This is a genomic window from Flavobacterium sp. B183 (genome assembly GCF_023539155.1).
GTDB lineage: Bacteria > Bacteroidota > Bacteroidia > Flavobacteriales > Flavobacteriaceae > Flavobacterium > Flavobacterium tructae.
Window position 1 is genome coordinate 2,708,669 of record NZ_CP097434.1, and the last position, 23,718, is coordinate 2,732,386.

Annotated in this window: 19 protein-coding genes; 10 read left to right on the top strand and 9 right to left on the bottom strand. The window is 35.2% G+C overall.

The annotated features are described in order from the left end of the window. Positions 1 to 198: 198 nt before the first annotated feature. The 4 genes from secDF to M4I44_RS11535 all read left to right on the top strand — a co-directional run bounded on the left by secDF (position 199) and on the right by M4I44_RS11535 (position 4,659). Positions 199 to 3,177: a protein translocase subunit SecDF gene (gene secDF, locus M4I44_RS11520; RefSeq protein ID WP_017495354.1), complete on the top strand. Its 2,979-nt coding sequence runs from the start codon at positions 199 to 201 to the stop codon at positions 3,175 to 3,177. 270 nt (positions 3,178 to 3,447) lie between these two features. Then, a complete protein-coding gene (locus tag M4I44_RS11525; protein WP_165607921.1) occupies positions 3,448 to 3,618 on the top strand; it encodes a hypothetical protein in 171 nt (56 codons plus the stop codon). A gap of 15 nt (positions 3,619 to 3,633) precedes the next feature. Next, positions 3,634 to 3,783 carry a hypothetical protein gene (locus tag M4I44_RS11530; protein ID WP_165607920.1) on the top strand — a complete coding sequence of 50 codons (150 nt, stop codon included), beginning with the start codon at positions 3,634 to 3,636 and terminating at the stop codon, positions 3,781 to 3,783. A gap of 261 nt (positions 3,784 to 4,044) precedes the next feature. Continuing rightward, entirely contained in the window at positions 4,045 to 4,659 is a 615-nt protein-coding gene (locus M4I44_RS11535; RefSeq protein WP_249967386.1) for an acyloxyacyl hydrolase, read from the top strand. 61 nt (positions 4,660 to 4,720) lie between these two features. On the opposite strand, the gene lgt is transcribed toward M4I44_RS11535, so the two are convergent. The 6 genes from lgt to M4I44_RS11565 form a co-directional block, all read right to left on the bottom strand. Continuing rightward, a complete protein-coding gene (gene lgt, locus M4I44_RS11540; protein ID WP_070906974.1) occupies positions 4,721 to 5,653 on the bottom strand; it encodes a prolipoprotein diacylglyceryl transferase in 933 nt (310 codons plus the stop codon). A 64-nt stretch (positions 5,654 to 5,717) separates the two neighbouring features. Next, positions 5,718 to 5,957: a membrane protein insertion efficiency factor YidD gene (gene yidD / locus M4I44_RS11545; RefSeq protein WP_070906973.1), complete on the bottom strand. Its 240-nt coding sequence runs from the start codon at positions 5,955 to 5,957 to the stop codon at positions 5,718 to 5,720. A gap of 22 nt (positions 5,958 to 5,979) precedes the next feature. Then, on the bottom strand, positions 5,980 to 7,458 hold the full coding sequence (gene cysS / locus M4I44_RS11550) for a cysteine--tRNA ligase (RefSeq protein WP_017498212.1): 1,479 nt from the start codon (positions 7,456 to 7,458) through the stop codon (positions 5,980 to 5,982). Between the two features lie 84 nt (positions 7,459 to 7,542). Further along, complete coding sequence (locus tag M4I44_RS11555) at positions 7,543 to 7,908, bottom strand: four helix bundle protein (RefSeq protein ID WP_026110161.1); 366 nt, start codon at positions 7,906 to 7,908, stop codon at positions 7,543 to 7,545. 96 nt (positions 7,909 to 8,004) lie between these two features. Next, a complete protein-coding gene (gene folE, locus M4I44_RS11560; RefSeq protein WP_017498209.1) occupies positions 8,005 to 8,676 on the bottom strand; it encodes a GTP cyclohydrolase I FolE in 672 nt (223 codons plus the stop codon). A 201-nt stretch (positions 8,677 to 8,877) separates the two neighbouring features. Further along, positions 8,878 to 10,074: a pyridoxal phosphate-dependent aminotransferase gene (locus M4I44_RS11565; protein ID WP_249967387.1), complete on the bottom strand. Its 1,197-nt coding sequence runs from the start codon at positions 10,072 to 10,074 to the stop codon at positions 8,878 to 8,880. A 123-nt stretch (positions 10,075 to 10,197) separates the two neighbouring features. On the opposite strand from M4I44_RS11565, the gene M4I44_RS11570 reads away from it, so the two are divergent. The 5 genes from M4I44_RS11570 to M4I44_RS11590 all read left to right on the top strand — a co-directional run bounded on the left by M4I44_RS11570 (position 10,198) and on the right by M4I44_RS11590 (position 18,058). Further along, on the top strand, positions 10,198 to 11,523 hold the full coding sequence (locus tag M4I44_RS11570) for a PDZ domain-containing protein (RefSeq protein WP_249967388.1): 1,326 nt from the start codon (positions 10,198 to 10,200) through the stop codon (positions 11,521 to 11,523). Between the two features lie 124 nt (positions 11,524 to 11,647). After that, positions 11,648 to 14,287, top strand: coding sequence for a gliding motility-associated C-terminal domain-containing protein (locus tag M4I44_RS11575; RefSeq protein ID WP_249967389.1), 2,640 nt, complete (start codon positions 11,648 to 11,650; stop codon positions 14,285 to 14,287). Positions 14,288 to 14,319: 32 nt separating this feature from the next. Beyond that, the gene (locus M4I44_RS11580; protein WP_249967390.1) at positions 14,320 to 15,255 is read left to right on the top strand and encodes a type IX secretion system membrane protein PorP/SprF; all 936 of its coding nucleotides are present in this window, start codon (positions 14,320 to 14,322) and stop codon (positions 15,253 to 15,255) included. Between the two features lies 1 nt (position 15,256). Beyond that, on the top strand, positions 15,257 to 17,431 hold the full coding sequence (locus tag M4I44_RS11585; RefSeq protein WP_249967391.1) for an OmpA family protein: 2,175 nt from the start codon (positions 15,257 to 15,259) through the stop codon (positions 17,429 to 17,431). Positions 17,432 to 17,569: 138 nt separating this feature from the next. Beyond that, entirely contained in the window at positions 17,570 to 18,058 is a 489-nt protein-coding gene (locus M4I44_RS11590; RefSeq protein ID WP_249967392.1) for a hypothetical protein, read from the top strand. Between the two features lie 124 nt (positions 18,059 to 18,182). Here M4I44_RS11590 and M4I44_RS11595 read toward each other — a convergent pair whose 3' ends face one another. Beyond that, entirely contained in the window at positions 18,183 to 18,563 is a 381-nt protein-coding gene (locus M4I44_RS11595; protein ID WP_017498202.1) for a DUF1573 domain-containing protein, read from the bottom strand. Positions 18,564 to 18,814: 251 nt separating this feature from the next. On the opposite strand from M4I44_RS11595, the gene M4I44_RS11600 reads away from it, so the two are divergent. Further along, positions 18,815 to 21,448, top strand: coding sequence for a valine--tRNA ligase (locus M4I44_RS11600; RefSeq protein WP_249967393.1), 2,634 nt, complete (start codon positions 18,815 to 18,817; stop codon positions 21,446 to 21,448). A 147-nt stretch (positions 21,449 to 21,595) separates the two neighbouring features. On the opposite strand, the gene M4I44_RS11605 is transcribed toward M4I44_RS11600, so the two are convergent. Beyond that, positions 21,596 to 22,219: a GyrI-like domain-containing protein gene (locus tag M4I44_RS11605; RefSeq protein WP_249967394.1), complete on the bottom strand. Its 624-nt coding sequence runs from the start codon at positions 22,217 to 22,219 to the stop codon at positions 21,596 to 21,598. 166 nt (positions 22,220 to 22,385) lie between these two features. Beyond that, entirely contained in the window at positions 22,386 to 23,699 is a 1,314-nt protein-coding gene (locus tag M4I44_RS11610; RefSeq protein WP_249967395.1) for an APC family permease, read from the bottom strand. Positions 23,700 to 23,718: the final 19 nt, after the last annotated feature.

Consider the following 23,718-nt stretch of genomic DNA (forward strand, 5'->3'; position numbering starts at 1 on the left):
ACTTTTGCAGTCTTTTTTTTGAGATTAATTAATAAATAAATTGGTTAATCTTTTCGTTAATTATATATTTGCTCGGGTTAAAAAAAATGTTGTAATTCGTGATCTTGATTTTTTAGTGCTAAAAAATCATATCAGGGCTTATTCTATGGGACTTTAAAACAAAAACAAACAATAAAAAATAATTAATTTTTAGTAATAATGCAGAATAAAGGACTTATTAAATTTTTCGCAATTCTATTTGCATTGGTAAGTATTTACCAACTCTCGTTCACTTTTGTGGCCAATAGTGTCAAAAGTGAAGCTAAAGCTTTTGCAGGAGATAATCCTGATAAAGAATTAAAATACTTAGATTCTATTGGAAAAGAAAAAGTGTTAAACCTTGGTTTTACTGATTTTACTTATAATGAAGTAAAAAACAAACAACTTAATAAAGGTCTTGACTTAGAAGGAGGAATCAACGTGATTCTTCAAATTTCTGTTAAAGACGTTTTGAAAGGATTAGCAAACAATTCTAAAAATCCGGTATTTAATAAATCATTAGCTGATGCAACTGCAAATTTAGAAGGAAACAAAACCTATTTAAATAAGTTCTTTGAAGCTTTTGAGGCTAACTCAAAAGGATCAGTAAAATTAGCTTCACCTGATATTTTTGCAAACAGAAGTTTACAAGGAGAAGGTGGTGTAGATTTTCAAATGTCTGATGCACAAGTTCAAAAAGTAATTAAGAAAAAAGTTGACGAATCTATCGAAAGTGCTTACAAAGTACTTAGAGAGCGTATCGACAAATTTGGTGTAACGCAACCAAACATCCAAAAATTAGGAGAAACAGGAAGAATCTTAGTAGAGCTTCCAGGTGCTAAGGATGTAGATAGAATTAAGAAATTATTAGGTGGAAAAGCTCAGTTAGAGTTTTGGGAAACTTTTAAAATCGAAGAAATTGGTAACTTCTTAGTAGCTTCTAACGAGGCTTTAAAAAAGACTGAAGTTAAAGTAAAAGAAACTAAAGCTGTTGCTAAAGATTCATTGAATGCATTGTTAACGGATAATGCTAAAGATTCAGTTGATACTAAAAAAGGAAACAACCCATTATTTGACAAAATGTTAGGTCAGGGTGGTGGACCAGTTTTAGGATATTTTGCTCCTAAAGATACTGCTGCTGTAAATGCTTACTTTAAAAGAGCAGATATCAGAGTTTTATTGGGTGCTGACCAACACAATGCGAAATTTGTTTGGAGTAAACCAACTACAATTAAAGACGCAAAAGGAAAAGATATTGAAGCAGTTGAATTATATGCTTTAAAAGGAAACAGAGACAACGTTCCTGCGATGAGCGGTGGAGTTGTTACAGATGCAAAAGATACTTTTGACCAATTAGGAAAACCAGCTGTTTCTATGCAAATGAACAGTCAGGGAGCTAAAGTTTGGGAAGAATTAACAGGAAGAGCTTTCTCTCAAAAAGGATACATTGCTATCGTTTTAGATAATATTGTTTACTCTGCACCAGGTGTTACAAGCGGACCAATTGCCGGAGGTAGATCTGAGATCACTGGATCTTTTGATGTTGCTGAAACTAAAGATTTAGCTAACGTATTAAATGCAGGTAAATTACCGGCTTCTGCAGATATTATTCAGTCAACAGTTGTAGGACCATCTTTAGGTCAGGCAGCAATTGATGCAGGTACAATTTCTTCTGTATTAGGATTTTTATTAGTTTGTTTATGGATGGTATTCTATTATGGTAAAGCTGGTTGGTATGCTAACCTTGCATTATTATTAAACTTACTTTTCCTTTTCGGAATTATGGCAAGTTTTGGTTTTGTATTAACATTACCAGGTATTGCAGGTATCGTATTAACATTAGGTACTGCGGTAGATGCAAACATTATTATATTTGAGAGAGCAAAAGAAGAATTGCGTGAAGGTAAATCGTTGTCTGATGCGGTTGTAGCTTCTTACGGATGGCACGGAGCAATGCGTTCTATTATTGATGCAAACGTAACGCACGTTTTAACTGGAGCAATCTTGTTTATTTTTGGTACAGGACCAATTAAAGGTTTTGCATTAACATTATTGATTGGTATCGTAACTTCATTGTTTACATCAATCTTTATCGCAAGAATTTTTATTGACAGAAACATCGCTGGAAAAGGAGATTTAACTTTCTCTACAAGTGTTACTAAAAACTGGTTTACAAACTTCCACTTTGACTTTATTAAAATCAAAAAATTCACATACATCTTCTCTTCAATTGTAGTAGTTGTGAGTTTAGTTTCTATCTTTTTCGTAAACGGATTGGATGAAGGTGTTGATTTTGTTGGAGGAAGAACATTCCAGGTAAAATTTGAAAAACCTGTTGATGCTACTGTAGTATCAGATGAATTGTCTGCTGCTTTCGGTACTCCGGTTGAGGCGAAAATTTTAGGTGATGATGATCAGTTGAAAATCACAACTAAATATAAAATTAAAGAAGACGGTGTAGCTATCGATGAAGAAGTGAACCAAATTTTATACAAGTCGTTGACGAAATATTTCCCTAACACTTCTTACGAAAAATTCATCAATTCATTTGATGGTAAAAGAATTGGTGTTGTACAACAATCTAAAGTTGGAGCTTCTATTTCTGAGGATATCAAAACAAACTCTTACTGGGCTGTATTAGGTGCAATGGCGGTTATTTTCTTATACTTAATGATCTCTTTCCGTAAATGGCAATATTCATTAGGTGCGATTGCAGCGGTAGCACACGATGTTATCTTTGTATTAGGAATCTACTCTTTATGCTACAAATTCATGCCTTTCCACATGGAAATGGATCAGCACTTTATTGCGGCTATCCTTACCGTAATTGGTTACTCTATGAATGATACTGTAATTGTATTTGACAGAATTAGAGAGTTCATCATCGGAAACCGTAAAGGAAGTTTTGAAGATATCGTAAACGCTTCTATTAATACTACATTATCAAGAACGTTGAATACGTCATTAATGATGATCATTGTATTATTAACGATGTTTATCTTTGGTGGAGAATCTATCAGAGGATTTATCTTTGCTATGTTAATTGGTATTGTAGTAGGAACTTATTCATCATTATTTATTGCTACACCGGTATTGGTTGACACAATTTCAAGTGATGATAAACACACAATCGAAGACAAGCATAATAATAAAGTATAATCATATACTTAAGATATAATAAAAAGATCCGGTGTAAGCCGGATCTTTTTTTTTGCATTAAAAATGGGTACGATATATTGAAGTTTTAAGAATAATTAGGTTTACCTGTAGGAAGGCTGTAGTTTTTTTAATAGAATATTTGTTAAAAATAAATAAGCAAGACTTCCGTCCAAGGTTATTAGACGGAAGTCGGTTAAATTTGTTGTAAGAAAAAGATTTCGATAGGATAATTTTATTGAAAATTTATTAATTTAAAAAAAAAATGAAATCATGGAAAAACAATTAGAAAATTTAGCGGTAGTAGTGCTCAATGTTCAGGAAATGAAGGAAGTTGAGGGAGGTGTATCTAAAACAACTTATTTGGTTGGACTTGGGTGTTATTTAGTATGTGGTCCGGTTGGCCTGGGCGCATTTATGTTAGGTTATCATTTAAATTCATAAAATCGAAATTAGATTATGGAAAATGTAATAGAATTATCAGAAGAAGAAGTAAAAGATATTAATGGAGGAATCAGTGGGATTCTATCACTTGGTTTAGCCGCTGTATGGTGTTGTTATGAACTTGGAGCTGCTTGTGCTGCATATGATGCAAGGCATAATCTATAAATTGCTAAAATGGAAGAAAAAAAAATTATACGATTATTTATTCTGGTACTTTTTTGTATTTCATTAGCTTTCTATTTAGGAGGGAGATGTGCTAAGTATGACTTGCAAATTAAGTTCAATAGGTCAGGTAATTCAATCCTTTAGGATTGAATTTTGGGATAGGAGCAAAATATTGTAAAATGTAAATTAAGTATTTGAAAAGAGATCCGGTGTAAGCCGGATCTTTTTTTGTGCTATATTTAGGGTGGTAAAAAAAAAATTATGGGTAGAAAATTACTATGGATTCTAATTATTGTTTTTGGCGTATTTAAAGCCTTGGGGCAGACTAAAAACGAAAAGCTGACTATAGGAATCAATTATGGTTTTGGGAGCGAATTTAATAATAGAAATTACACATTTACCAACCATTTTTATAAAGTCGAATTGCGCTATCGGGTTAACGAATCAAAGTATTTTAAATATGAGGTTTTGGTTCAGCCGGAAGTTAATTTTGGAAGACATCAATTGATGAACTTTTACTTTGTGAAGCCGGACAGACCTGATTATCTTGAAAAGAGGGAGGAATATACGAAGTTGAAGGACGTTCATGAGTACGTGCTGAATCTTGGTTTTCTGGTTAGGAAACCAATTGGAAAAGTTTTCTCTGTTTATGCTTTAGGAAGTATTGGACCAATGATTACAGATACGGAAACAGAAAGAATGTCTAAAGGTTTTGCTTTTGCAGATGTTTTTGCGATGGGCTTTTCGATTAAAGTGAATCGCTTACAGTTGGATGCTCGTGGTAACATTCGGCACGTTTCAAATGGAGGCCTAAATAGTGAAAATGCGGGATATAATACCAGAAACATTGAATTAGGTATTTCGTATTTCCTTTAAATAAAAACGCCTGAAATATCGATATTTCAGGCGTTTTTATTTGAGTTTTTTATGAAATGGATTAAGATTCTGCTAAAGGATTTCTTTGCGCTCTAATGATAAAGAAGAGCCCAATAATGATAAACGGAATACTTAGCCATTGTCCGGTAGAAAAAAGACCTAATTCGTTTTCAAATCCACCTTGACTTTCTTTTACAAATTCTACCACAAAACGTACTGCAAATAAAAGTACCAGGAACAGTCCGAACAATAATCCTGATTTTAATCTTGCGTTCGTTTTCCAGTATAAGAAAAACAAAATCGCAAAAACAAATACATAGCTGATAGCTTCATATAATTGTGTTGGATGTTTTGCCGGAACCTGAGCCAGTAAATCGGCAAATTTAGGATCTGTTGCGATAGCGGTGTACGCAGCTTTAGGATCTGCGATTTGAGTAGCATTTACAGCTTCGTTTTTACTGAATTGATCGTGTAAAAAACGAATTCCGAAGGCAGATTTTGTTTCATGTCCGATAATCTCGGAATTGAAGAAATTCCCTAAACGAACAAAAATAGCACCACTGGCAACCGGAATTACAACACGGTCTAAAATCCATAATAATGGACGTTTCAAAATCATTTTGCTGTAATAATACATAGCAGCAATGATGGCAATAGCTGCACCATGGCTCGCTAATCCCTGAAATCCGGTAAATTCAAATTTAGGCTCGAATCTAACAGGTAAGAATATCTCAAGTAAATGATTTCTAAAATATTCCCAATCGTAAAATAAAACATGTCCTAAACGGGCACCTATTAACGTAGCTAAAACAGTCCAGACAAATAAAGAATCTAATTTGTCGATAGATTCGTTTTCGCGTTCGAAGATCTTTTTCATTAAAAACCACCCTAGTCCGAAAGCAATTACGAACATTAAACTGTAATAACGAATCATAAAAAATCCTAGATCGATTCCTTCTGAAGGATTCCAAACGATATTTAAGGGCTGTGTCATGTGCTGTTGTTTTTTGTATTTTGTAAAAATAGATATTTAAAGTAGTGTTGCTCTTTATAAAAAGTTAATGTTTGTGTGAACATTTCTTCTCCGGAACGGGGTCGTAACCGGTTCTTCCCCAAGGGTGACAGCTTAAGATTCTTTTCATGCCCAGATAACCTCCATAAAACAAACCATGAGTCTGCAAGGCCTGGATCATGTAAGTGGAGCATGTAGGTTCAAATCTGCAACTCGCCGGCGTAAAAGGCGATATTGCAGATTGATAAAAGCGGACTAATAAAACAAATGGAGTGATTACTTTCATGATTTATTAGAAAATGAGTTATTTATATAGAGAAGCTGGTTCCTTCTTTTCCGTCTTTCAACTGAATTCCCAGACCAATCAATTGATCGCGAATCTGATCTGAAAGAGCGAAGTTTTTATCAGCTCTGGCCTGATTTCTCATAGCAATAAGCATGTTTACAGTTCCTTCTAGTTTGTCGGTATTTCCGTCAGCAGCTTTGTCATTGGCTAAGCCTAAAACATCAAAAACAAAAGCATTAATTGCAGTTGTGAAGGTGTTTAAATCTTCTGCTGAGATTGTTTCTTTTCCGTCTTTCAGTAAATTGATATAACGAACCGCTTCAAACAATTGCGCAATCAGAATTGGCGTATTGAAATCATCATTCATAGCATCGTAGCACAATTGTTTCCATGCTGCAATGTCTATAGAACTTGTTGTACCTGCTGAAATTGTAGGTAAAGCATCTACAGCTTCCATTAATCTTTTATATCCTTTTTCGGCAGCCACAATAGCATCATCAGAAAAATCCAGGATGCTTCTATAGTGTGCCTGCAACATGAAAAAGCGGGTTACAGACGCCGAAAAAGCTTTGCTAAGAATGTTATTGTCTCCACTTAGAATTTCTCCCGGTAAAATGTTGTTTCCGGTCGATTTTGCCATTTTCTTTCCGTTTAAAGTCAGCATATTGGCATGCATCCAGTAGTTTACCGGAGACTGACCTGTACAGGCTTCGTTTTGTGCGATTTCACATTCGTGATGTGGGAACTTCAAGTCCATTCCACCTCCGTGAATATCGAAATGATTCCCAAGATATTTGGTGCTCATAGCGGTACATTCTAAGTGCCAGCCCGGAAAACCATCACTCCATGGCGAAGGCCATCTCATAATATGTTCCGGTTCTGCTTTTTTCCAAAGCGCAAAATCCTGTGGGTTTCTTTTGTCAGATTGTCCGTCAAGATCACGAGTGTTTGCCAGCATATCTTCGATATTTCTACCGCTTAAAATTCCGTAATTATTGGTTTCGTTGTATTTCACAACGTCAAAATAAACCGATCCGTTTGCTTCATAACCAATTCCGGTATCGATAATTTTTTTGATGATTTCGATTTGCTCAATAATGTGTCCGGTAGCAGTTGGTTCAATGCTTGGAGGTAAGAAATTGAAGGATTTCAAGATGTTATGAAAATCAACGGTATAGCGCTGAACAATTTCCATAGGCTCTAATTGCTCCAATCGTGCTTTTTTGGCAATCTTATCTTCACCTTCATCTACATCGTCTACAATATGCCCCACATCAGTAATGTTACGCACATATCGCACTTTGTAATCTAGGTGTAAAAAATACCTGAATATCACGTCAAAAGACATGAAAGTTCTAACATTTCCTAAGTGTACATTGCTATAAACCGTAGGTCCGCAAACATACATTCCAACGTTTCCTTCATGTATAGGGTTGAAACTTTCTTTTTCACCCGAAAGTGAATTGTATATTTTTAGAGGTTGAGCTGTGTATAAAGGCATTTTTTTGTCGTTTAATCGTTTATTTGTTTAACCGTTTATTTGTTTACTGTTGAATCGTGTAAACGTTTTGTAATTACTTAAGTTTTATTCTTTTGAAAGATAATACTTTTTTAAACTGTTTATTTGGTTGCAGATTTTTTCTATTTTTTCTCGGGTTTCGAAATATTCTGTCTCGGAAAGATAGTTTAAATCTCTGGAAATTATCAAATGATTTAAAGTTTCCATCGCTGATGAATAAGAAATAGTTAAAAAATGCGCTTTGTCTTTATTCGTATTTCGAGACGTTCCTTCTGCAATATTCGTTGCGATTGAGGACGAACTTCTTTTTATTTGAGAAGTGATTCCGAATAGTTCATTTGGTGGGAATGTACTGGTCAATTTGTAAATGTCTAATATAAACATTCTTGCATTTTGCCAAACTTCTAATTTTTCAAAAGAAAACGTGTACATTCTTTTTTATTTAATTGTTGATTTGTTTAATTAGTTAATCGAAAGTTTTACTCATTGAAAAATACGATTAAACAAATCAACAATTCACCGATTCAACTAGAATTGCGTATCCAATTTAATATAATCCAAAAGTTCTCTTTTAATTTGCGGATCTTTAAATCTACCACCAAATTCAGAGGTTACTGTGCTGCTTTCGATATCTTTGATTCCTCTGGAATTTACGCAAAGGTGTTTCGCGTCAATCACGCAGGCTACATCTTCGGTTCCAAGTGCTTTTTGTAATTCCTGAACAATTTGCATGGTTAGACGCTCCTGAACCTGAGGTCTTTTGGCATAATATTCTACAATACGGTTCATTTTGGATAAACCAATAACTCTTCCGTTAGAGATATAAGCCACGTGAGCTCTTCCGATAATTGGCAGTAAATGGTGCTCACAAGTAGAATAAACTGTAATATTTTTTTCTACCAGCATTTCACCGTATTTGTAGTTGTTGTCAAAAGTAGAAGCTTTTGGCTGTTTTGAAGGATTAAGACCTCCAAAAATTTCTTTTACAAACATTTTGGCTACTCGGTTTGGAGTACCTTTGATACTGTCGTCCGTCAAATCCATTCCTAAGGTTTGAAGGATGTTTTCAACATCTTTTTTTATTTTTTCTATTTTTTCGTCATCACTTAAGTCAAAAGCATCCGGTCTTAAAGGATTTTTTGCGTTACTGCTAAAGTGATTGTCTCCTATTTCGTCTAAAAAATCTTCGTTATTTATCATTAAAAACTTACTATTAGTATGGGTATTTCTTTTTAAGGCGGTAAAGATAATTAATAAATGGTAAACCTTTTCTATGGTTTTTACTATTTAATTGCGGCTTTTGCTATAAAATTCAAATTGTAGAGAAAATGAGGTTTCTTTTAAATACAAAAGACAATAACACAGCATGTTATTGTCTTTTTGAAATTTTATATTCGAATCTTACTTCTTGTTGTAAACCAAAAGAGCCTCTCTTAAAATGTTTACAGCAGTAACTAAATCTTTTTTGTTTAAAACGTACGCAATTCGAACCTGATTCAGTCCCATTCCCGGTGTTGAGTAAAATCCGGCAGCAGGAGCTACCATAACCGTTTCTCCATTCAGATCGTAACTTTCTAAAAGCCATTGCGCAAAATCTTCAGAATTGTCGATAGGCAATTGTGCGATGCAGTAAAATGCTCCTTTTGGTTTCGTCACAATAACGCCTTCAATTTTATTCAGTTCTGCGATTAAAGTGTCACGACGTTCTTTATATTCGGAAATTACCTCGTCAAAATAACTTTGCGGAGTATCTATTGCTGCTTCACATGCAATTTGCTCGATCGTAGGAGGACTCAGACGTGCCTGTGCAAACTTCATTACAGTTGCCAATACCTCTTTATTTTTGGTTACCAGACATCCAATTCTGGCGCCACACATACTATAGCGTTTAGAAACAGAATCGACCATGATCACGTTTTGCTGAACATCTTCCAGATTCATTACCGAAAAATGTTCGTCGTCTCCGTCGTATAAAAACTCACGATAGACTTCGTCAGCAATCAGGTATAGATCGTGTTTTTTGATTAAGGCTGCCAATTGTCTGATTTCTTCTTCAGAATATAAATATCCGGTTGGATTGCCGGGATTGCAAATTAATATGGCTTTTGTTTTTTTTGTAATGAGTTTTTCAACTTCTTCAATACTTGGTAAAGCAAATGCTGTTTCGATAGTCGAAACCAAAGGAACGACAGTTGCACTTGTTGAAGAGGCAAATGCATGGTAATTAGCATAAAAAGGTTCCGGAATGATAATTTCATCTCCCGGATCTGTAATTGTGGCCAGCGCAAATAGTAAGGCTTCAGAACCACCAGTTGTAACAATGATGTCTTCTGTGTTAACGTTTACATTTTGACGCTGGTAAAATTGAGCTAATTTTTTTCTATAGCTTTCGTATCCGGCTGACGGACTATATTCTATAAGGGTTAAGTCAATATTTTTTACCGCCTCGATGGCCACTTCGGGTGTCTTGATATCCGGTTGACCAATGTTTAAATGATACACTTTGTGTCCTTTTTTCTTTGCTAAATCAGCAAAAGGAGCAAGTTTACGTATCGGTGATTCGGGCATGTTTCTGCCTTTGTGTGAGATTGTTGGCATGGGTTTTATTTATTGAAGTGCAAATTTGCATTTTTTTTTCGAATTTAACGTAAACATTACAGGTACTTATTAATTTGTAGTAATTATCGATATTTTTAGTAATTTTATCTTAAAATTTTATCAATGAGAAAACATTTCATGTTGTTTTTTGGGCTTTTCATAGCTTTTACACTTCAGGCGCAAGAAGATTTTCAAATAGGAAATCGTGCCTCTAAGGTTACCATACCTTTTACATTAATTAATAATCTGGTTTTTATTCCTATAAAAGTAAATGGAGCAGAACTGAATTTCTTACTGGATTCCGGTGTTGAAGAAACCATTTTGTTCAGTATGGAAGAAAAGCAGGAAGTTAGTTTTAAAAATGTTCAGAAAATTAAGCTGAGAGGTTTAGGAAGTGAAAACGAAATTGAAGGTTTGAAATCAACCAATAATATCTTAGAAACTCATGGTTTAAAATCAAATAATCATTTACTTTATGTTATTTTGGACCAAACTTTTAATTTATCATCACACATTGGAATTCCGGTGAATGGCATTATCGGATATAAATTTTTCAAAAACAACCTCGTTGAGTTAAACTATCAAAAGAAGAAAATTGTTGTTTATCAGAATAATGAAGAAACTCTTAAAAGACTGAATAAAAAATTTAAAGCAGTCCCGATTACGATCGAAAGAGCTAAACCGTATCTGTACACAACCGCATTTGTGGACAATGTTGCTGTACCCGCAAAAATGTTAATCGATATTGGTAATAGTGATGCTTTTTGGATTTTTAAGAATGATATTATAAAACTGCCGAATAAAAATTTTCCTGATTTTCTGGGGAAAGGTTTCAGTGGTGATATCGAAGGACATCGTGCCAAAATTGAAAAGTTTTCTATCGGTGAGTTTGATTTTAAAAATCCCATCGTGGCTTTTCCGGATTCAACTTCGATTCGAAATGTAAAGATGGTACCGGGACGGATTGGTTCTGTTGGCGGGGAAGTTTTAAAACGATTTACAGTTGTATTAGATTATGCGGATAAAACATTGTATCTCAAGAAAAATAGTAAATTTTTAGAACCATTTACGTATAACAAGAGCGGAATTACTGTGCAGCACAACGGGCTTCAATGGGTTCAGGAGACGGTTCATTTGGAGACTGTACAGGTTGTTAATTCAATTCAGGAAGCGGGTTATACCGCTAAAAAAGATAACAATTTCAGATATAAGTTTTCATTAAAACCAATTTATGAAATTGTAAACATCCGTAAAAATTCAGCCGCAGAACGTTGTGGGTTGAAAGCTGGAGATGTTATTGTTCGAATTAATCACGCACTTCCATACAAATATACCTTACAGCAGATCAATTCACTTTTAAAGTCGGAAGAAGACGTTTGGATAGATTTAGAAATAGAAAGAAACAGTCTTCTTTTAAAATTTAGATTTAAACTGGAAGATGAATTGTAGAAAAAATTAAATGTTGCTTTTTATTACAGGGATCTTTTGTAAAGATTTAATTATTAAAGTAAGCTTTAACTGTTTAATAAACATTATTATTTTGTTATGTTTGTAAAAAAATAATTGGAGGTTTATGGTTAAAAAAAACGCTAATTTCTTTCGATTTTTATTATCCTTTATTGTCTTACTGATTTGTACGTCAAAAATTCATGCGCAATGTGCGGGAACCGATGCGCAAATAATAATTTGTGATATTGAAGATCCGGTCAATCAATCAATTTCTTTGTTTTCGTTATTGGGAGGTACACCAACTCCGGGAGGAACCTGGACGGATAATAATAATCTGAGAGGTCTGGATTCTGCTACAGGAATGTTAAATGCCCAGCTTATTTCAAGTGGGGGAACTTACCAATACACCTATACCGTAACAACACCGGGATGTGTGGTAGATAAAGCGACCGTAACCTTAACTATTGGCGCATATTCAGGAATTGGAACTGAAGCTACAATCTGTAATGACAGAGGAGAGTACAATCTTTTTACGGCATTTAATAGTGTTATTATGGGGCCGCATTCCAACGGAACATGGAGGGATAGTAGCGGTAGGATTGTAAGATCTACGTTCACGGTACCAAAGGTACAAGTGAAGACCACTTATAATTTTACGTACACAGTGCCGCCCGTACTGGCATGCGAATCAGCGCCACTTACTTCTGCAGTGAAGATAACGGTTGTAAGGAAACCGGAAGCCGGAGATCCAACAGATAAAGAATTATGCGGCACGACTGACTTAGGGCCTTATGCTAATTTTGACCTGCACGACCTGCTTTCAGGGGAAGATATGGGAGGTAAGTGGAGTGGTCCCGGTATTACCGCGTCAACAGGTCATACCGTTAATCTTCAGACATTGTTTGCTACATCCGGAGCGGGAGAGTACTCCTATACCTACACTGTTTTTGCGGTTCCGGATCAGAATATCTGTGAAAATGATAGTGAAACGGTAAAAATTACACTGGAAAAAAGATTAGATTTTACCGGCGCAAGGGTATTGGTTGATTCAGATATTTGTGAAGATAAAATTGCAACGGCATCCTATACCGCAAGAATTATGCAAGGGCCGCAAGTAATTCCGAACGGAGAATATGAAGTTCAGTATACTATAACAGGACCTACCGTTGCATCAGCAACTGTAAAGGCTAATTTTACTAATGGGGTATTGATATTTCCGCTTAGCTCTACTTATTTTAAGCAAATAGGCACATTTACGCTTACTGTGACTAGCATTATAGCTACATCCAGTAAAAAATTATGTACTAATATAATTAATAATTTATCAGATGATTTAATTATTAGTCCGTTGCCGCGTTTAGATGGAGCCATTTTAACCACTAGTCCAATTTGTCAAAATGAGGCAGCAATAATTCAGCTTTCAAATGCTTCGTTATTGGCTAATGGAACTTACAGAATTACTTATAATCTGACAGGAGATAATGTTGTTACCGGAAGAACAGTAAATATTACAGTTTCCGGTGGGAATGCAAACTTTGTAATTCCGGCGAGTTTAAATGTAAAAAGCGGATCGTCTGCAATTACGATAACAGGTATTACAAACATTACGAATCCATCTCCCCAATGTGCGAATGTAGCCAATGCAAAAGGGAATCAGATTATTAATCCTTTGCCAGATGGGACAACTATTGTCGTACAGGTCGAAAACTTTTGTTTTGGAGAGCCAGTTCCTGTAGCTGTTTCCGGATTAGGAAATTTAACAGACATTACGCTCTCTTACACGCTTTCTGATAGTAATTCTTCTGCATTACAGACCGTTGTTTTAGCAGTTACAAGCGGGAAAACTACTTTTGTTATTCCTCAGGAATTACTTTTAAATACAGGTTCAACAAGAATTAAAGCTCTTAATGTGAAGAACAATGTGACATCCTGTGATATTGATTTGGTTAATGTGTCGGACACTTTTATGTTAAATGGAATTCCTGACGCTCCGCTTGCAGCTAGTCCGCAGATTTTTTGTAAAGTGGAGGGAGCGGTAATCACAAATTTAACACCACGAGGAACTCAGTACAAATGGTATAGTTCTGCAACGGTAACTACGCCACTTGCAGATACTTATGTTTTAAAAACAGAACAGCTTTATGTAAGAGAGATTTCTGCTGCAAATTGTCTTTCTGCGCCCACTCCCGTTTCAGTTGTGGTAAACGATACGCCGGCTCCAACACTGAATTCAGGAGGAGAAAATTTTTGCGGGTTAAAAAATCCTACGATTGCAGATTTATCAAAAGCAACCAATGTATCTTCGACAGTTGCGTGGTATGATGCCGAAAATAACGGTAATTTATTGACTTCAACAACTTTGCTTCGCGATAAGGCAACTTATTACGGTTTCGATCTTTCGATTGTAACCAGTTGTATTTCTGATAATTATTTAGGGGTCACAGTTTCTTTATTCGATTGTAATCCGGATGAATATGCTTTTTTTATTCCGGATGGATTTTCACCAAACGGAGATAACGTAAATGATACTTTCAGGATTCCGGATATAGAATTTTTATACCCGGATTATACTCTTGAAATCTTCAACAGATATGGAAATGTAATGTTTAAAGGAAATAGAAATAAACCCAATTGGGATGGGAGAAATTCCGAATCGGCCGGTTTTGGTGACGGAATTGTGCCAAATGGAGTCTATTTTTATGTGGTCAATTTTAATAAAGACAACAGACGTCCGCAGCAGGGCCGACTTTACCTGAACAGATAGTTTCTTTTTATAGTATTTAAGATAAGTTTCAAATGAAAAAAGTACTACTTTTTATAAGTTTCCTCTTTTGTATCACATCAGCCTCAGCCCAACAGGATCCTGAGTACACCCATTATATGTACAACATGAGTGTAGTCAATCCTGCTTATGCGACAGGAGTTCCTGCTATGATGAATTTTGGAGGATTGTACAGAACGCAATGGGTTGGAGCCGTTGGAGCGCCTAAAACTTTTACCTTTTTCGGACATACAGCTTTAAGCGATAAAATTGAAGTGGGATTATCATTGGTTTCAGATGATATTGGAGACGGAGCAAAAAAAGAGAATAATTTTTATGCTGATTTTGCCTATGTCTTAAATCTGGGTGGAAAAAATAAACTTTCGCTTGGACTAAAAGCAGGTTATACATCGCTCCAAAGTAATTTCAACGGGTTTAAATTAGAAAGCGGGAATGCGGCCAGTGATTTGGCTTTCGCCGAGAATGTAAATGTCACCAAGCCTAATATTGGAGTGGGAGCCTATTACTTCAGAGATAATTTTTATGTTGGATTGTCTGTACCCAATTTGTTGAACACGAAACACCTTGAAGAGAAATCCGGAATCAACGCTTACGGATCAGAAGTCATTCACACTTTTTTAACGGCAGGATATGTTTTCCAACTCAATGATAAGGTTAAATTAAAGCCCGCTTTTATGTCAAAATTTGTTCCGGGAGCGCCGATTACTTTAGACTTGACAGCCAATGTTTTGTACAATAATAAATTTGAATTGGGTGCAGCCTATAGAGTAAACGATGCTGTAAGTGCTTTAATGAATGTAAATGTAACGCCAACTTTAAGAGTGGGCTATGCTTACGATCATACTTTATCGAATATGGGTAGGTTTAATTCAGGGACACACGAAATTATGCTGCTTTTTGATTTAGACTTATTAGGCAAAGGATATGATAAATCGCCAAGATTCTTTTAAAATGAAAAACAGGAAAAAATTACTCGTTATTATCTTCGTATTTTTAATACAGTTTATACAGGCTCAGGATTTTGAATTGGCCAGAGCCAAACGTTTTTTTGATAAAACGCATTATGCTGAAGCGATTACTTTATATGAAAAATTAGCAGAAAATAAGCCTTCACAGGAAGTGATCAGGAATCTGGCAGACTCTTATTTTTACACTAACGATTTGATAAAAGCACAGCGTTATTACCGACTTTTGATCCAAAATTATGGTAATGGTTTAGATCGGAATTATTATTTCAGATATGCTCAGACTTTAAAAGCAAGCAACAGTTATGACGATGCCAATGCAGCTTTGAAGGAGTATTATTCAAAATCAAATGATAGTGATGCAGTTTCTAATTTTGAGAAAGAGTTAAAAACTCTGGAGAATGTTTCGGCAATAGGGAAACGATATGAACTTAAAAATCTGGCGATCAATACCCCTAATTCTGAGTTTGGAGCAGTAAAATATAATGAAAACCTGGTTTTTGCAGGAGTAAAATTAAAGCCCGGATTATTGGATAAGAAATTCAAATGGGACAATGAAACGTATTTGAATCTGGTGACGATTCCTCTTAAAAACAGTAATTCCGCGGATTCTATAGTGCATTATTTTGCCAAAGAGTTAAAAAGCGGGATGCACGAAGCAAACGCGGTTTTTACAAAAGACGGTAAAACGATTTATTTTACGCGCAACAATTCCAAGAATAAAAGCAAGAAAACAAACGAGCAGAAAATTTCGAATCTTCAGATCTTTAAAGCTGAATTGGTGGAAGGAAAATGGAAAAATGTAACGTCTCTTCCGTTTAACAGTTCAGAATATTCAGTCGAACATCCCGCTTTGAGTCCGGATGAAAAAGTGTTGTACTTTGCATCAGACATGCCGGGGACTTTGGGTTCGTTTGATATCTATTCGGTAAACATTAATAAAGGAGCATTTGATACACCTCGAAATTTAGGTCCGACAATTAATACCGACAAAAGAGAGCAGTTCCCCTTTGTTTCAACAGATCAAAAACTCTATTTTTCTTCTGACGGACATTTGGGTTATGGGTCACTTGATGTTTTTGTTTCCGATATTAAAGGAAACGAATGCAGTAAGCCGGTGAATGTGGGACAACCTTTGAATTCAAATGGGGATGATTTTTCTTTTAATATCGATGCCGATACCAAAGAAGGTTATTTTTCTTCGAATAGAGAGGGAGGAAAAGGGAGCGATGATATTTATCAGATTAAAGAAATAAAAGATCTGATTGTAGAAGATTGTAAACAATTCATCGCAGGAGTTATTACAGATGTTGATACCAAGCTGCCTTTAGAAAATGCAATAGTGACTTTACAGAATTCAGATCAGAAGGTTTTGAATACAACGATCACCACCACAGATGGGAAGTTTAGTTTTACTGTTGATTGCGAAAGTTCATTTACAGTTTTAAGTTCCAAAGAAAAGTATACAAGCGAATCGAGAATCATATCTTCCGGAAAAACCAGAAACGCAAGCCATGATGCTTCGATGGCATTAAGATCTTTGGAGGTTATTAAACAAGAGGAGTTACAAACTGCTGAAAAGAAAAGACAGGAAGAACAGCAGCTTGCAGAAAAGAAAAGACAAGAGGAAGAAATTGATACAAAACGAAGAAAAGAAAGGGAAGCACTGGCTGCTATTGCTTTAAAAGAAGCCGATAAAAAGGCGAAGGCAGACGAAATTATTGCAAAAGACATTAGAAAGAAAGAGAAAACTGCTCAGATTCTTGCACAGGAAAAAGATGTGGTAAAAGACAATAAAGGCAGATTAATTATTAAAACTGATCCGATTTATTTTGATTATAATTTGTGGTACATCCGAAAAGAATCTAAAGTTGTATTAGGGCGTGTGGTCGAATTAATGAAGAAATATCCAGACATGGTAATCGAAATTGGATCACATACCGATTCAAGAGGAAATGAAAAGTTTAATGCCAATTTATCTCAAAAAAGGGCCAGTTCGACCAGAGATTTTATATTAGAGTCAGGTATTAACGCCAAAAGGGTGACGGCTAAGGGATATGGGGAATCAGTACCTATTGTGAAATGCAACCCCGATGAGGCGTGCTCAGAAGAAGAACACGAATTGAACAGAAGAAGTGAATTTGTAATTAAGGACTTATAATTGCAATAGTTAAACCAACCCGACAGATTTTTAAAACCTTGTCGGGTTTGATGTTTAAAAAATTAGTTGAGAACCCTTTCTTTTGGCTTCTTTTTTATTTAATTTTATAAAATAACAACGATTAAAATAAAAATAATTATGAAAAACCTAGTTGTATCCTGCTTGCTTGTGGCTTGTATCGGACTTCAAAGCTGTAAAAACAATGAAAATCAGAAGGCGGCTGAAGCAGCTAAAGCAGATGCTGAGACCATCGTAAGTACAGAATGTTATAAAGCTATATATGAAAAAGATACGATCGATTTAAAAGTTAACACGTTAAAAAATGGAAAGATAAGTGGTAACATGACTATGAAAGTTTCCGCGGCAACAGAAAGAGTGGGTGAACTTACAGGGGAATTTCGCGGAGACACCTTATTTGCCGATTATACTTTTCAAGAGGTGACCAACAAGAATAAAACTTTTAAAAATCCAATGGCATTCTTAAAGAAAGACAAAAGACTTATTTTAGGTAACGGGACGATGCAGACGACTATGGGAGTTACTTACCTGGTAAAAGATAAACCAATCGATTTTGATCGTGTAAAATATAAATTTGATGCTGTTGAGTGTACTGAGAAAGCAAAATAGTAACCTCTAAAAAATAAATCCAACAGACTTTTAAAACCTGTCGGATTTAGTTTAAAAATGCGGATAAAAAAAAAACCGCTTCTTAATTGTAGAAGCGGTTTTGCTATTTTTAAATTTTAGTTTTTTATAAAACTTCACCTTTTATTTTTAAGGCAACTCTACCGTCAGGGTAGTTTACGGCATTCGTTTCAACGGTTATTGTTTTACGAATCGGACCGGAAACCATGTTGTATTTTACATCAATTTTACCTTTTTTTCCTGGCATAACTGCTGCTGCGGGTTTGGTAACAACTATAGAACTTACAGTAGATTCAGCACCGGTAATCAAAAGTGGGGCATCACCTGTATTGGTAAATTCAAAAGAGCGAACTCCGTTGTCACTTTTCGAAATTTTTCCATAATCAATTGTATTGTCTTGGGCTTCAAATTCAATTTTTGGGCCGTTTTGTGCATAACTTATTGTACTAAACAATACGACTGCAATAAAAGAGGCTACATTTTTCATTTCAAATTTTTTTTAAGTTGTAAGTAAATATACATTCTTTTAATTAACACACAAATTATTAATTCGCTTTTTATAGTGTACTTAATTATTTACTTTTGCTGTCAATAATTAGTACAAAAATTGAACCAGTTTTTCTGTTTAATTGTTTAGACGTGTATCTGCTTCATCGATTGATGATTAGCAAAAGATGTAATTACAGTAACAAAACGATTAAACAAATAAGCAAATTAACGATTAAACAACCCTAGTAAATGACAATTCCAGCACAATTTGACGCTAAGACGATCGAGAACAAATGGTATGATTACTGGATGAAGAACAACTATTTTCATTCAGAACCTGATCACAGAACACCATATACAATTGTAATTCCGCCACCAAACGTCACAGGAGTCCTTCACATGGGGCATATGCTGAACAATACTATTCAGGATGTTTTAATTCGTAGAGCGCGTCTTAAAGGTTTTAACGCCTGTTGGGTTCCGGGAACGGATCATGCTTCTATCGCGACAGAAGCAAAAGTAGTACAGAAATTAAAAGCGGAAGGAATCAATAAGAATGATTTAACCCGTGAAGAATTTTTAGCACACGCCTGGGAATGGACGGATAAATACGGCGGTGTAATCTTAGATCAGCTTAAAAAATTAGGAGCTTCCTGCGATTGGGAAAGAACTAAATTTACAATGGATCCTGATATGTCAGCATCTGTAATTCGCTCGTTTGTAGATTTGTACAATAAAGGATTAATTTACAGAGGATACCGAATGGTAAACTGGGATCCGGAAGCAAAAACAACGCTTTCTGACGAAGAAGTAATCTATGAAGAACAACAAGGAAAATTATTTTTCTTAAAATATAAAATCGAAGGTTCAGAAGATTTTCTGACGATCGCCACGACACGTCCTGAAACTATTTTTGGAGACACCGCGATCTGTATTAACCCAAATGATGAGCGTTTTGCACATCTAAAAGGGAAAAAAGCTATCGTTCCAATTTGTGGAAGAATTATTCCGATTATTGAAGACGAATATGTAGATGTTGAATTCGGAACCGGATGTTTAAAAGTGACTCCGGCACACGATATGAATGATAAAACGTTAGGAGAGAAGCACAATCTTGAAATCGTTGATATCTTTAATGAAGATGCTACATTAAATAGTTTCGGATTGCATTATCAGGGCAAAGACCGTTTTGTGGTTCGTACTGAAATTGCAAAAGAATTAGAGGAAATCGGAGCTTTGGCTAAAACCGAAATCCATTTGAATAAAGTAGGAACCTCCGAAAGAACCAAAGCGGTAATCGAACCAAGATTATCTGACCAATGGTTTTTGAAAATGGAAGAGTTGGTAAAACCGGCAATTAAGTCCGTTTTAGAAACAGGAGACATCAAATTGCATCCAAAACGTTTCGAGAACACTTATGCGCATTGGTTAAACAATATCCGTGATTGGAATATCTCACGTCAGTTATGGTGGGGACAACAAATTCCGGCTTATTATTATGGAGATGGAAAAGAAGACTTCGTAGTAGCAGAAACTATTGAAGAAGCTTTAATTTTAGCTAAAGAGAGAACATCTAACAACTCACTGACAGCAGCTGACTTAAAACAAGATGTTGACGCCTTAGATACCTGGTTTTCATCATGGCTTTGGCCAATGTCAGTTTTTGGTGGAATTATGGATCCGGAAAGTGCAGATTATAAATATTACTACCCAACAAATGACTTGGTAACAGGTCCGGATATTTTATTCTTCTGGGTAGCCAGAATGATCATTGCAGGTTACGAGTATGCAGGCGAAAAACCATTTACAAATGTGTATTTAACCGGTTTAGTTCGTGATAAACAACGTCGTAAAATGTCTAAATCATTAGGGAATTCACCTGATCCTTTAGATTTAATCGATAAATTTAGTGCAGATGGAGTTCGTGTAGGATTGCTTTTAAGTGCTTCTGCTGGAAACGATATTATGTTTGATGAAGAATTATGCAATCAGGGGAAAGCATTTTCAAACAAAATCTGGAACGCTTTTAAATTAATCAAAGGATGGGAAGTTTCTGAAGCGATTCCACAACCTGAATCTTCAAAAGTAGCCATCGAGTGGTACGAAGCAAAATTGCAGCAAACCTTAGTTGATATTGAAGATAATTTCGAAAAATACAGAATTTCAGATTCGTTGATGGCTATTTATAAATTGGTTTGGGATGATTTCTGTTCGTGGTTTTTAGAAATGATCAAACCGGCCTATCAACAGCCAATTGATAAAGCAACGTTTGATAAAGCGATTGAAATGTTAGAAAGCAATCTGAAATTGCTGCATCCGTTTATGCCATTCTTAACTGAAGAAATTTGGCATTTACTTGCTGACAGAACTCCGGAAGAAGCTTTAATCGTTTCTACCTGGCCGGAATTAAAACCTTTCAACGCCAATTTAATTTCAGATTTTGAAAGTACAATTGAAGTAATTTCAGGAATCCGAACAATTCGTAAGGATAAAAATATTCCGTTTAAAGATGCGATCGAATTGAAAGCAATCAACAGTGAGAACATCACGACCTATTTTGACTCTATCGTTACGAAGTTAGGGAACATTTCAGCTTTCGAATATGTTACAGCTAAAGTAGACGGAGCATTGTCTTTCCGTGTAAAATCAAATGAATATTTCATTCCGATTTCAGGAAATATCAATGTAGAAGAAGAAATTGCCAAACTGACTGCAGAGCTGGTATACACGCAAGGCTTCTTAAAATCTGTTCAGGCAAAATTATCTAACGAAAAATTTGTTGCCGGAGCACCTGAAAAAGTTTTGGCTAATGAAAAACAAAAAGAAGCTGATGCTTTAGCAAAAATTGCTACAATCGAGCAAAGTATTGCCGGATTGAAATAAGCTGCTTTGTAATTAATATTTAACCCGACAGATTTTTGAAAATCTGTCGGGTTTGTTGTTTTTAATCGTCACGAATTCCCGAATTATTCATTTACTCACAGGTAGTAAAAAATAAAATTTGAGAATTCGTGGCTGTTAAAAATAGGTTTATTTTACAGGTTCTCGAAGTATGGTTCTTAATTTTTCAGAAGCTGTTTTTCTAAAGTCAGATAAATAAATTTCATGGTGTAAGCCATTTTGCTCCAGCTGGTGTGCTGTAGAAAACTCCTGTATTTTTTTTAGCGTTTGGGGCTCATTTTCAAAAGGTCCAATATGAAGAACCTGTATCACTTTGCCTTCAGCCATCTCATAAAACTCTATTGATTTCACCCGTTCGATTTGTTTTTTATTGGCAGTATTTTGAATGGCTTCTTCTGTTTGCTCTTTAGTTACGAAATCCGGCATTCTAATCATAATTCTGTAATCCCACTCACTTCGGGGTATTTTTAGCGGAGCTTCATCCATAGAAATGCCTTTGTATTTTTCAGCATCAAAACTCCATAAGGCTTCTAGTTTTGGAACAACAAAATCATTATTTACGGCTTTCTGCATAAATTTAATAGCGTAAGCAGTGGCATACAATGCCTGAATATTCTCTGAGAATTCTTGTCCCGAAGGATCGCCTTTTCCTGTAATCGATAGGTAATTTGTTTTTTCAATATAAACTATCTCGGGATTAGTTTTAGCAGTGTAGTATACTTTGTCGGTTTTTGTTAAATCTAGTTTGCTCATCTTTTTAGTTTTATTACAAATTAAATCACAGAAGGTGACAACAGTATGTCAGCAGAAATATTCTACATTTTTTTCTTTAAAAAAATAGCCACGAATTCACGAATTGTTTGTTTTTATAGATGGTAAAAATAAAATTCGAGAATTCGTGGCGATTAAAAATAAGCCGTTATTTTTTATTCCTCAAAACCAAAAATACAGGATAAGAAATTAAAGTGAGAACAACGATTATAGCAAAACCTTTTGGATCGCTGAAAATAAATCCTATTAACAAAGCGATCGAGGCTACAAAGGCAAATATTGTCGTCCACGGATACCAAAAAGAATGATATGGACGAGGTAAGTTGGGTTCGGTGGCTCTTAGTTTTAAGAGAGAAAGATAAGCTAGTCCCCAAACGATAATTGAGATAAAGGCTGCAAAAGAAAATAATACTTCAAAAGAACCTATACAAATTAAAAATAAACTGAAAAACGATGAAACTAAAAGCGCTACGATTGGTGTTCCTCCTTTATTTACTGTTGTTCCTTGTTTGAAAAAGAACCCGTCACGACTTAACCCGTAAAGGATTCTTGGTGGAATCATCATAAAAGCATTTAGTATACTGATTAATGAAAATATGGAAATTACCGTAACAATAATAGCTCCGTTTTCTCCAAAAAGGATCTTAGCAACATCAGCTGCTGCTAAATTTGATTTTGCCAGGGTTTCAATTGGTAAAACATGAAAGAAAGCGGCGTTTACTAAAACATAAATGGCAACAACTAAAAAGACACCACTGTATAATGATTTGGGAATATTTTTGTTGGGGTTATCATTTTCTTCGGCGAAAAAGCAAACACTGTTCCAGCCGTTGTAAGTCCCGATAATCAACTGCAATGATTTGAAAAAGCCGAAGATTAGTCCAATTTGAAAGAAAGAATTGTCTGTTTTGATTTTAGGAACTTCAGTACCTGTGTACATAAAACAGGCTATGACCAAGGCTACAAAACATATTACTTTTAAGAAACTGGTAATTTGCTGAATTACGCTGCCGTTTTTTACACCACTTAAATGAATAAGTACAAAAGCAAGTAATAAAGAAATTGCCATCACGGTAGAATAGTTTGAGAGTACAGGAAACAAAATAATGATATACTCACTAATTACAATACAATAAAAAGCAGGTGGTGTTACATTGACGATAAAATCAAACCAGCCGGAAAGAAAGCCTGCATATTCACCAAATGCTCTTTTAATATAGTTATAGGAACCTCCTGCTTTGGGTAACATTGTGGAAAGTTCTGCATAAGAATTGGCTCCTAGCAAAACATATAAACCTCCAAAGAGCCATGAAGCAATAATGAGCCAATAATTGTCTAGTAGGGAAGCAATGCTGCCGGGTGTGCGAAGAATTCCAACGCCAATCGTTCCTCCAATTAATACAGCAATATTAAAACTTAAACCCAGGCTTTTTTGCAATTGATTTTTTTTAGTATCTGACATATATCGGAGTTTTGTTTTG

Excerpts from the sequence above, each read along its gene's own strand:
- secDF (WP_017495354.1), top strand. The coding sequence starts at position 199 with ATGCAGAATAAAGGACTTATTAAATTTTTCGCAATTCTATTTGCATTG.
- M4I44_RS11525 (WP_165607921.1), top strand. The coding sequence starts at position 3,448 with ATGGAAAAACAATTAGAAAATTTAGCGGTAGTAGTGCTCAATGTTCAG.
- M4I44_RS11530 (WP_165607920.1), top strand. The coding sequence starts at position 3,634 with ATGGAAAATGTAATAGAATTATCAGAAGAAGAAGTAAAAGATATTAAT.
- M4I44_RS11535 (WP_249967386.1), top strand. The coding sequence starts at position 4,045 with ATGGGTAGAAAATTACTATGGATTCTAATTATTGTTTTTGGCGTATTT.
- lgt (WP_070906974.1), bottom strand. The coding sequence starts at position 5,653 with ATGACACAGCCCTTAAATATCGTTTGGAATCCTTCAGAAGGAATCGAT.
- yidD (WP_070906973.1), bottom strand. The coding sequence starts at position 5,957 with ATGAAAGTAATCACTCCATTTGTTTTATTAGTCCGCTTTTATCAATCT.
- cysS (WP_017498212.1), bottom strand. The coding sequence starts at position 7,458 with ATGCCTTTATACACAGCTCAACCTCTAAAAATATACAATTCACTTTCG.
- M4I44_RS11555 (WP_026110161.1), bottom strand. The coding sequence starts at position 7,908 with ATGTACACGTTTTCTTTTGAAAAATTAGAAGTTTGGCAAAATGCAAGA.
- folE (WP_017498209.1), bottom strand. The coding sequence starts at position 8,676 with ATGATAAATAACGAAGATTTTTTAGACGAAATAGGAGACAATCACTTT.
- M4I44_RS11565 (WP_249967387.1), bottom strand. The coding sequence starts at position 10,074 with ATGCCAACAATCTCACACAAAGGCAGAAACATGCCCGAATCACCGATA.
- M4I44_RS11570 (WP_249967388.1), top strand. The coding sequence starts at position 10,198 with ATGAGAAAACATTTCATGTTGTTTTTTGGGCTTTTCATAGCTTTTACA.
- M4I44_RS11575 (WP_249967389.1), top strand. The coding sequence starts at position 11,648 with ATGGTTAAAAAAAACGCTAATTTCTTTCGATTTTTATTATCCTTTATT.
- M4I44_RS11580 (WP_249967390.1), top strand. The coding sequence starts at position 14,320 with ATGAAAAAAGTACTACTTTTTATAAGTTTCCTCTTTTGTATCACATCA.
- M4I44_RS11585 (WP_249967391.1), top strand. The coding sequence starts at position 15,257 with ATGAAAAACAGGAAAAAATTACTCGTTATTATCTTCGTATTTTTAATA.
- M4I44_RS11590 (WP_249967392.1), top strand. The coding sequence starts at position 17,570 with ATGAAAAACCTAGTTGTATCCTGCTTGCTTGTGGCTTGTATCGGACTT.
- M4I44_RS11595 (WP_017498202.1), bottom strand. The coding sequence starts at position 18,563 with ATGAAAAATGTAGCCTCTTTTATTGCAGTCGTATTGTTTAGTACAATA.
- M4I44_RS11600 (WP_249967393.1), top strand. The coding sequence starts at position 18,815 with ATGACAATTCCAGCACAATTTGACGCTAAGACGATCGAGAACAAATGG.
- M4I44_RS11605 (WP_249967394.1), bottom strand. The coding sequence starts at position 22,219 with ATGAGCAAACTAGATTTAACAAAAACCGACAAAGTATACTACACTGCT.
- M4I44_RS11610 (WP_249967395.1), bottom strand. The coding sequence starts at position 23,699 with ATGTCAGATACTAAAAAAAATCAATTGCAAAAAAGCCTGGGTTTAAGT.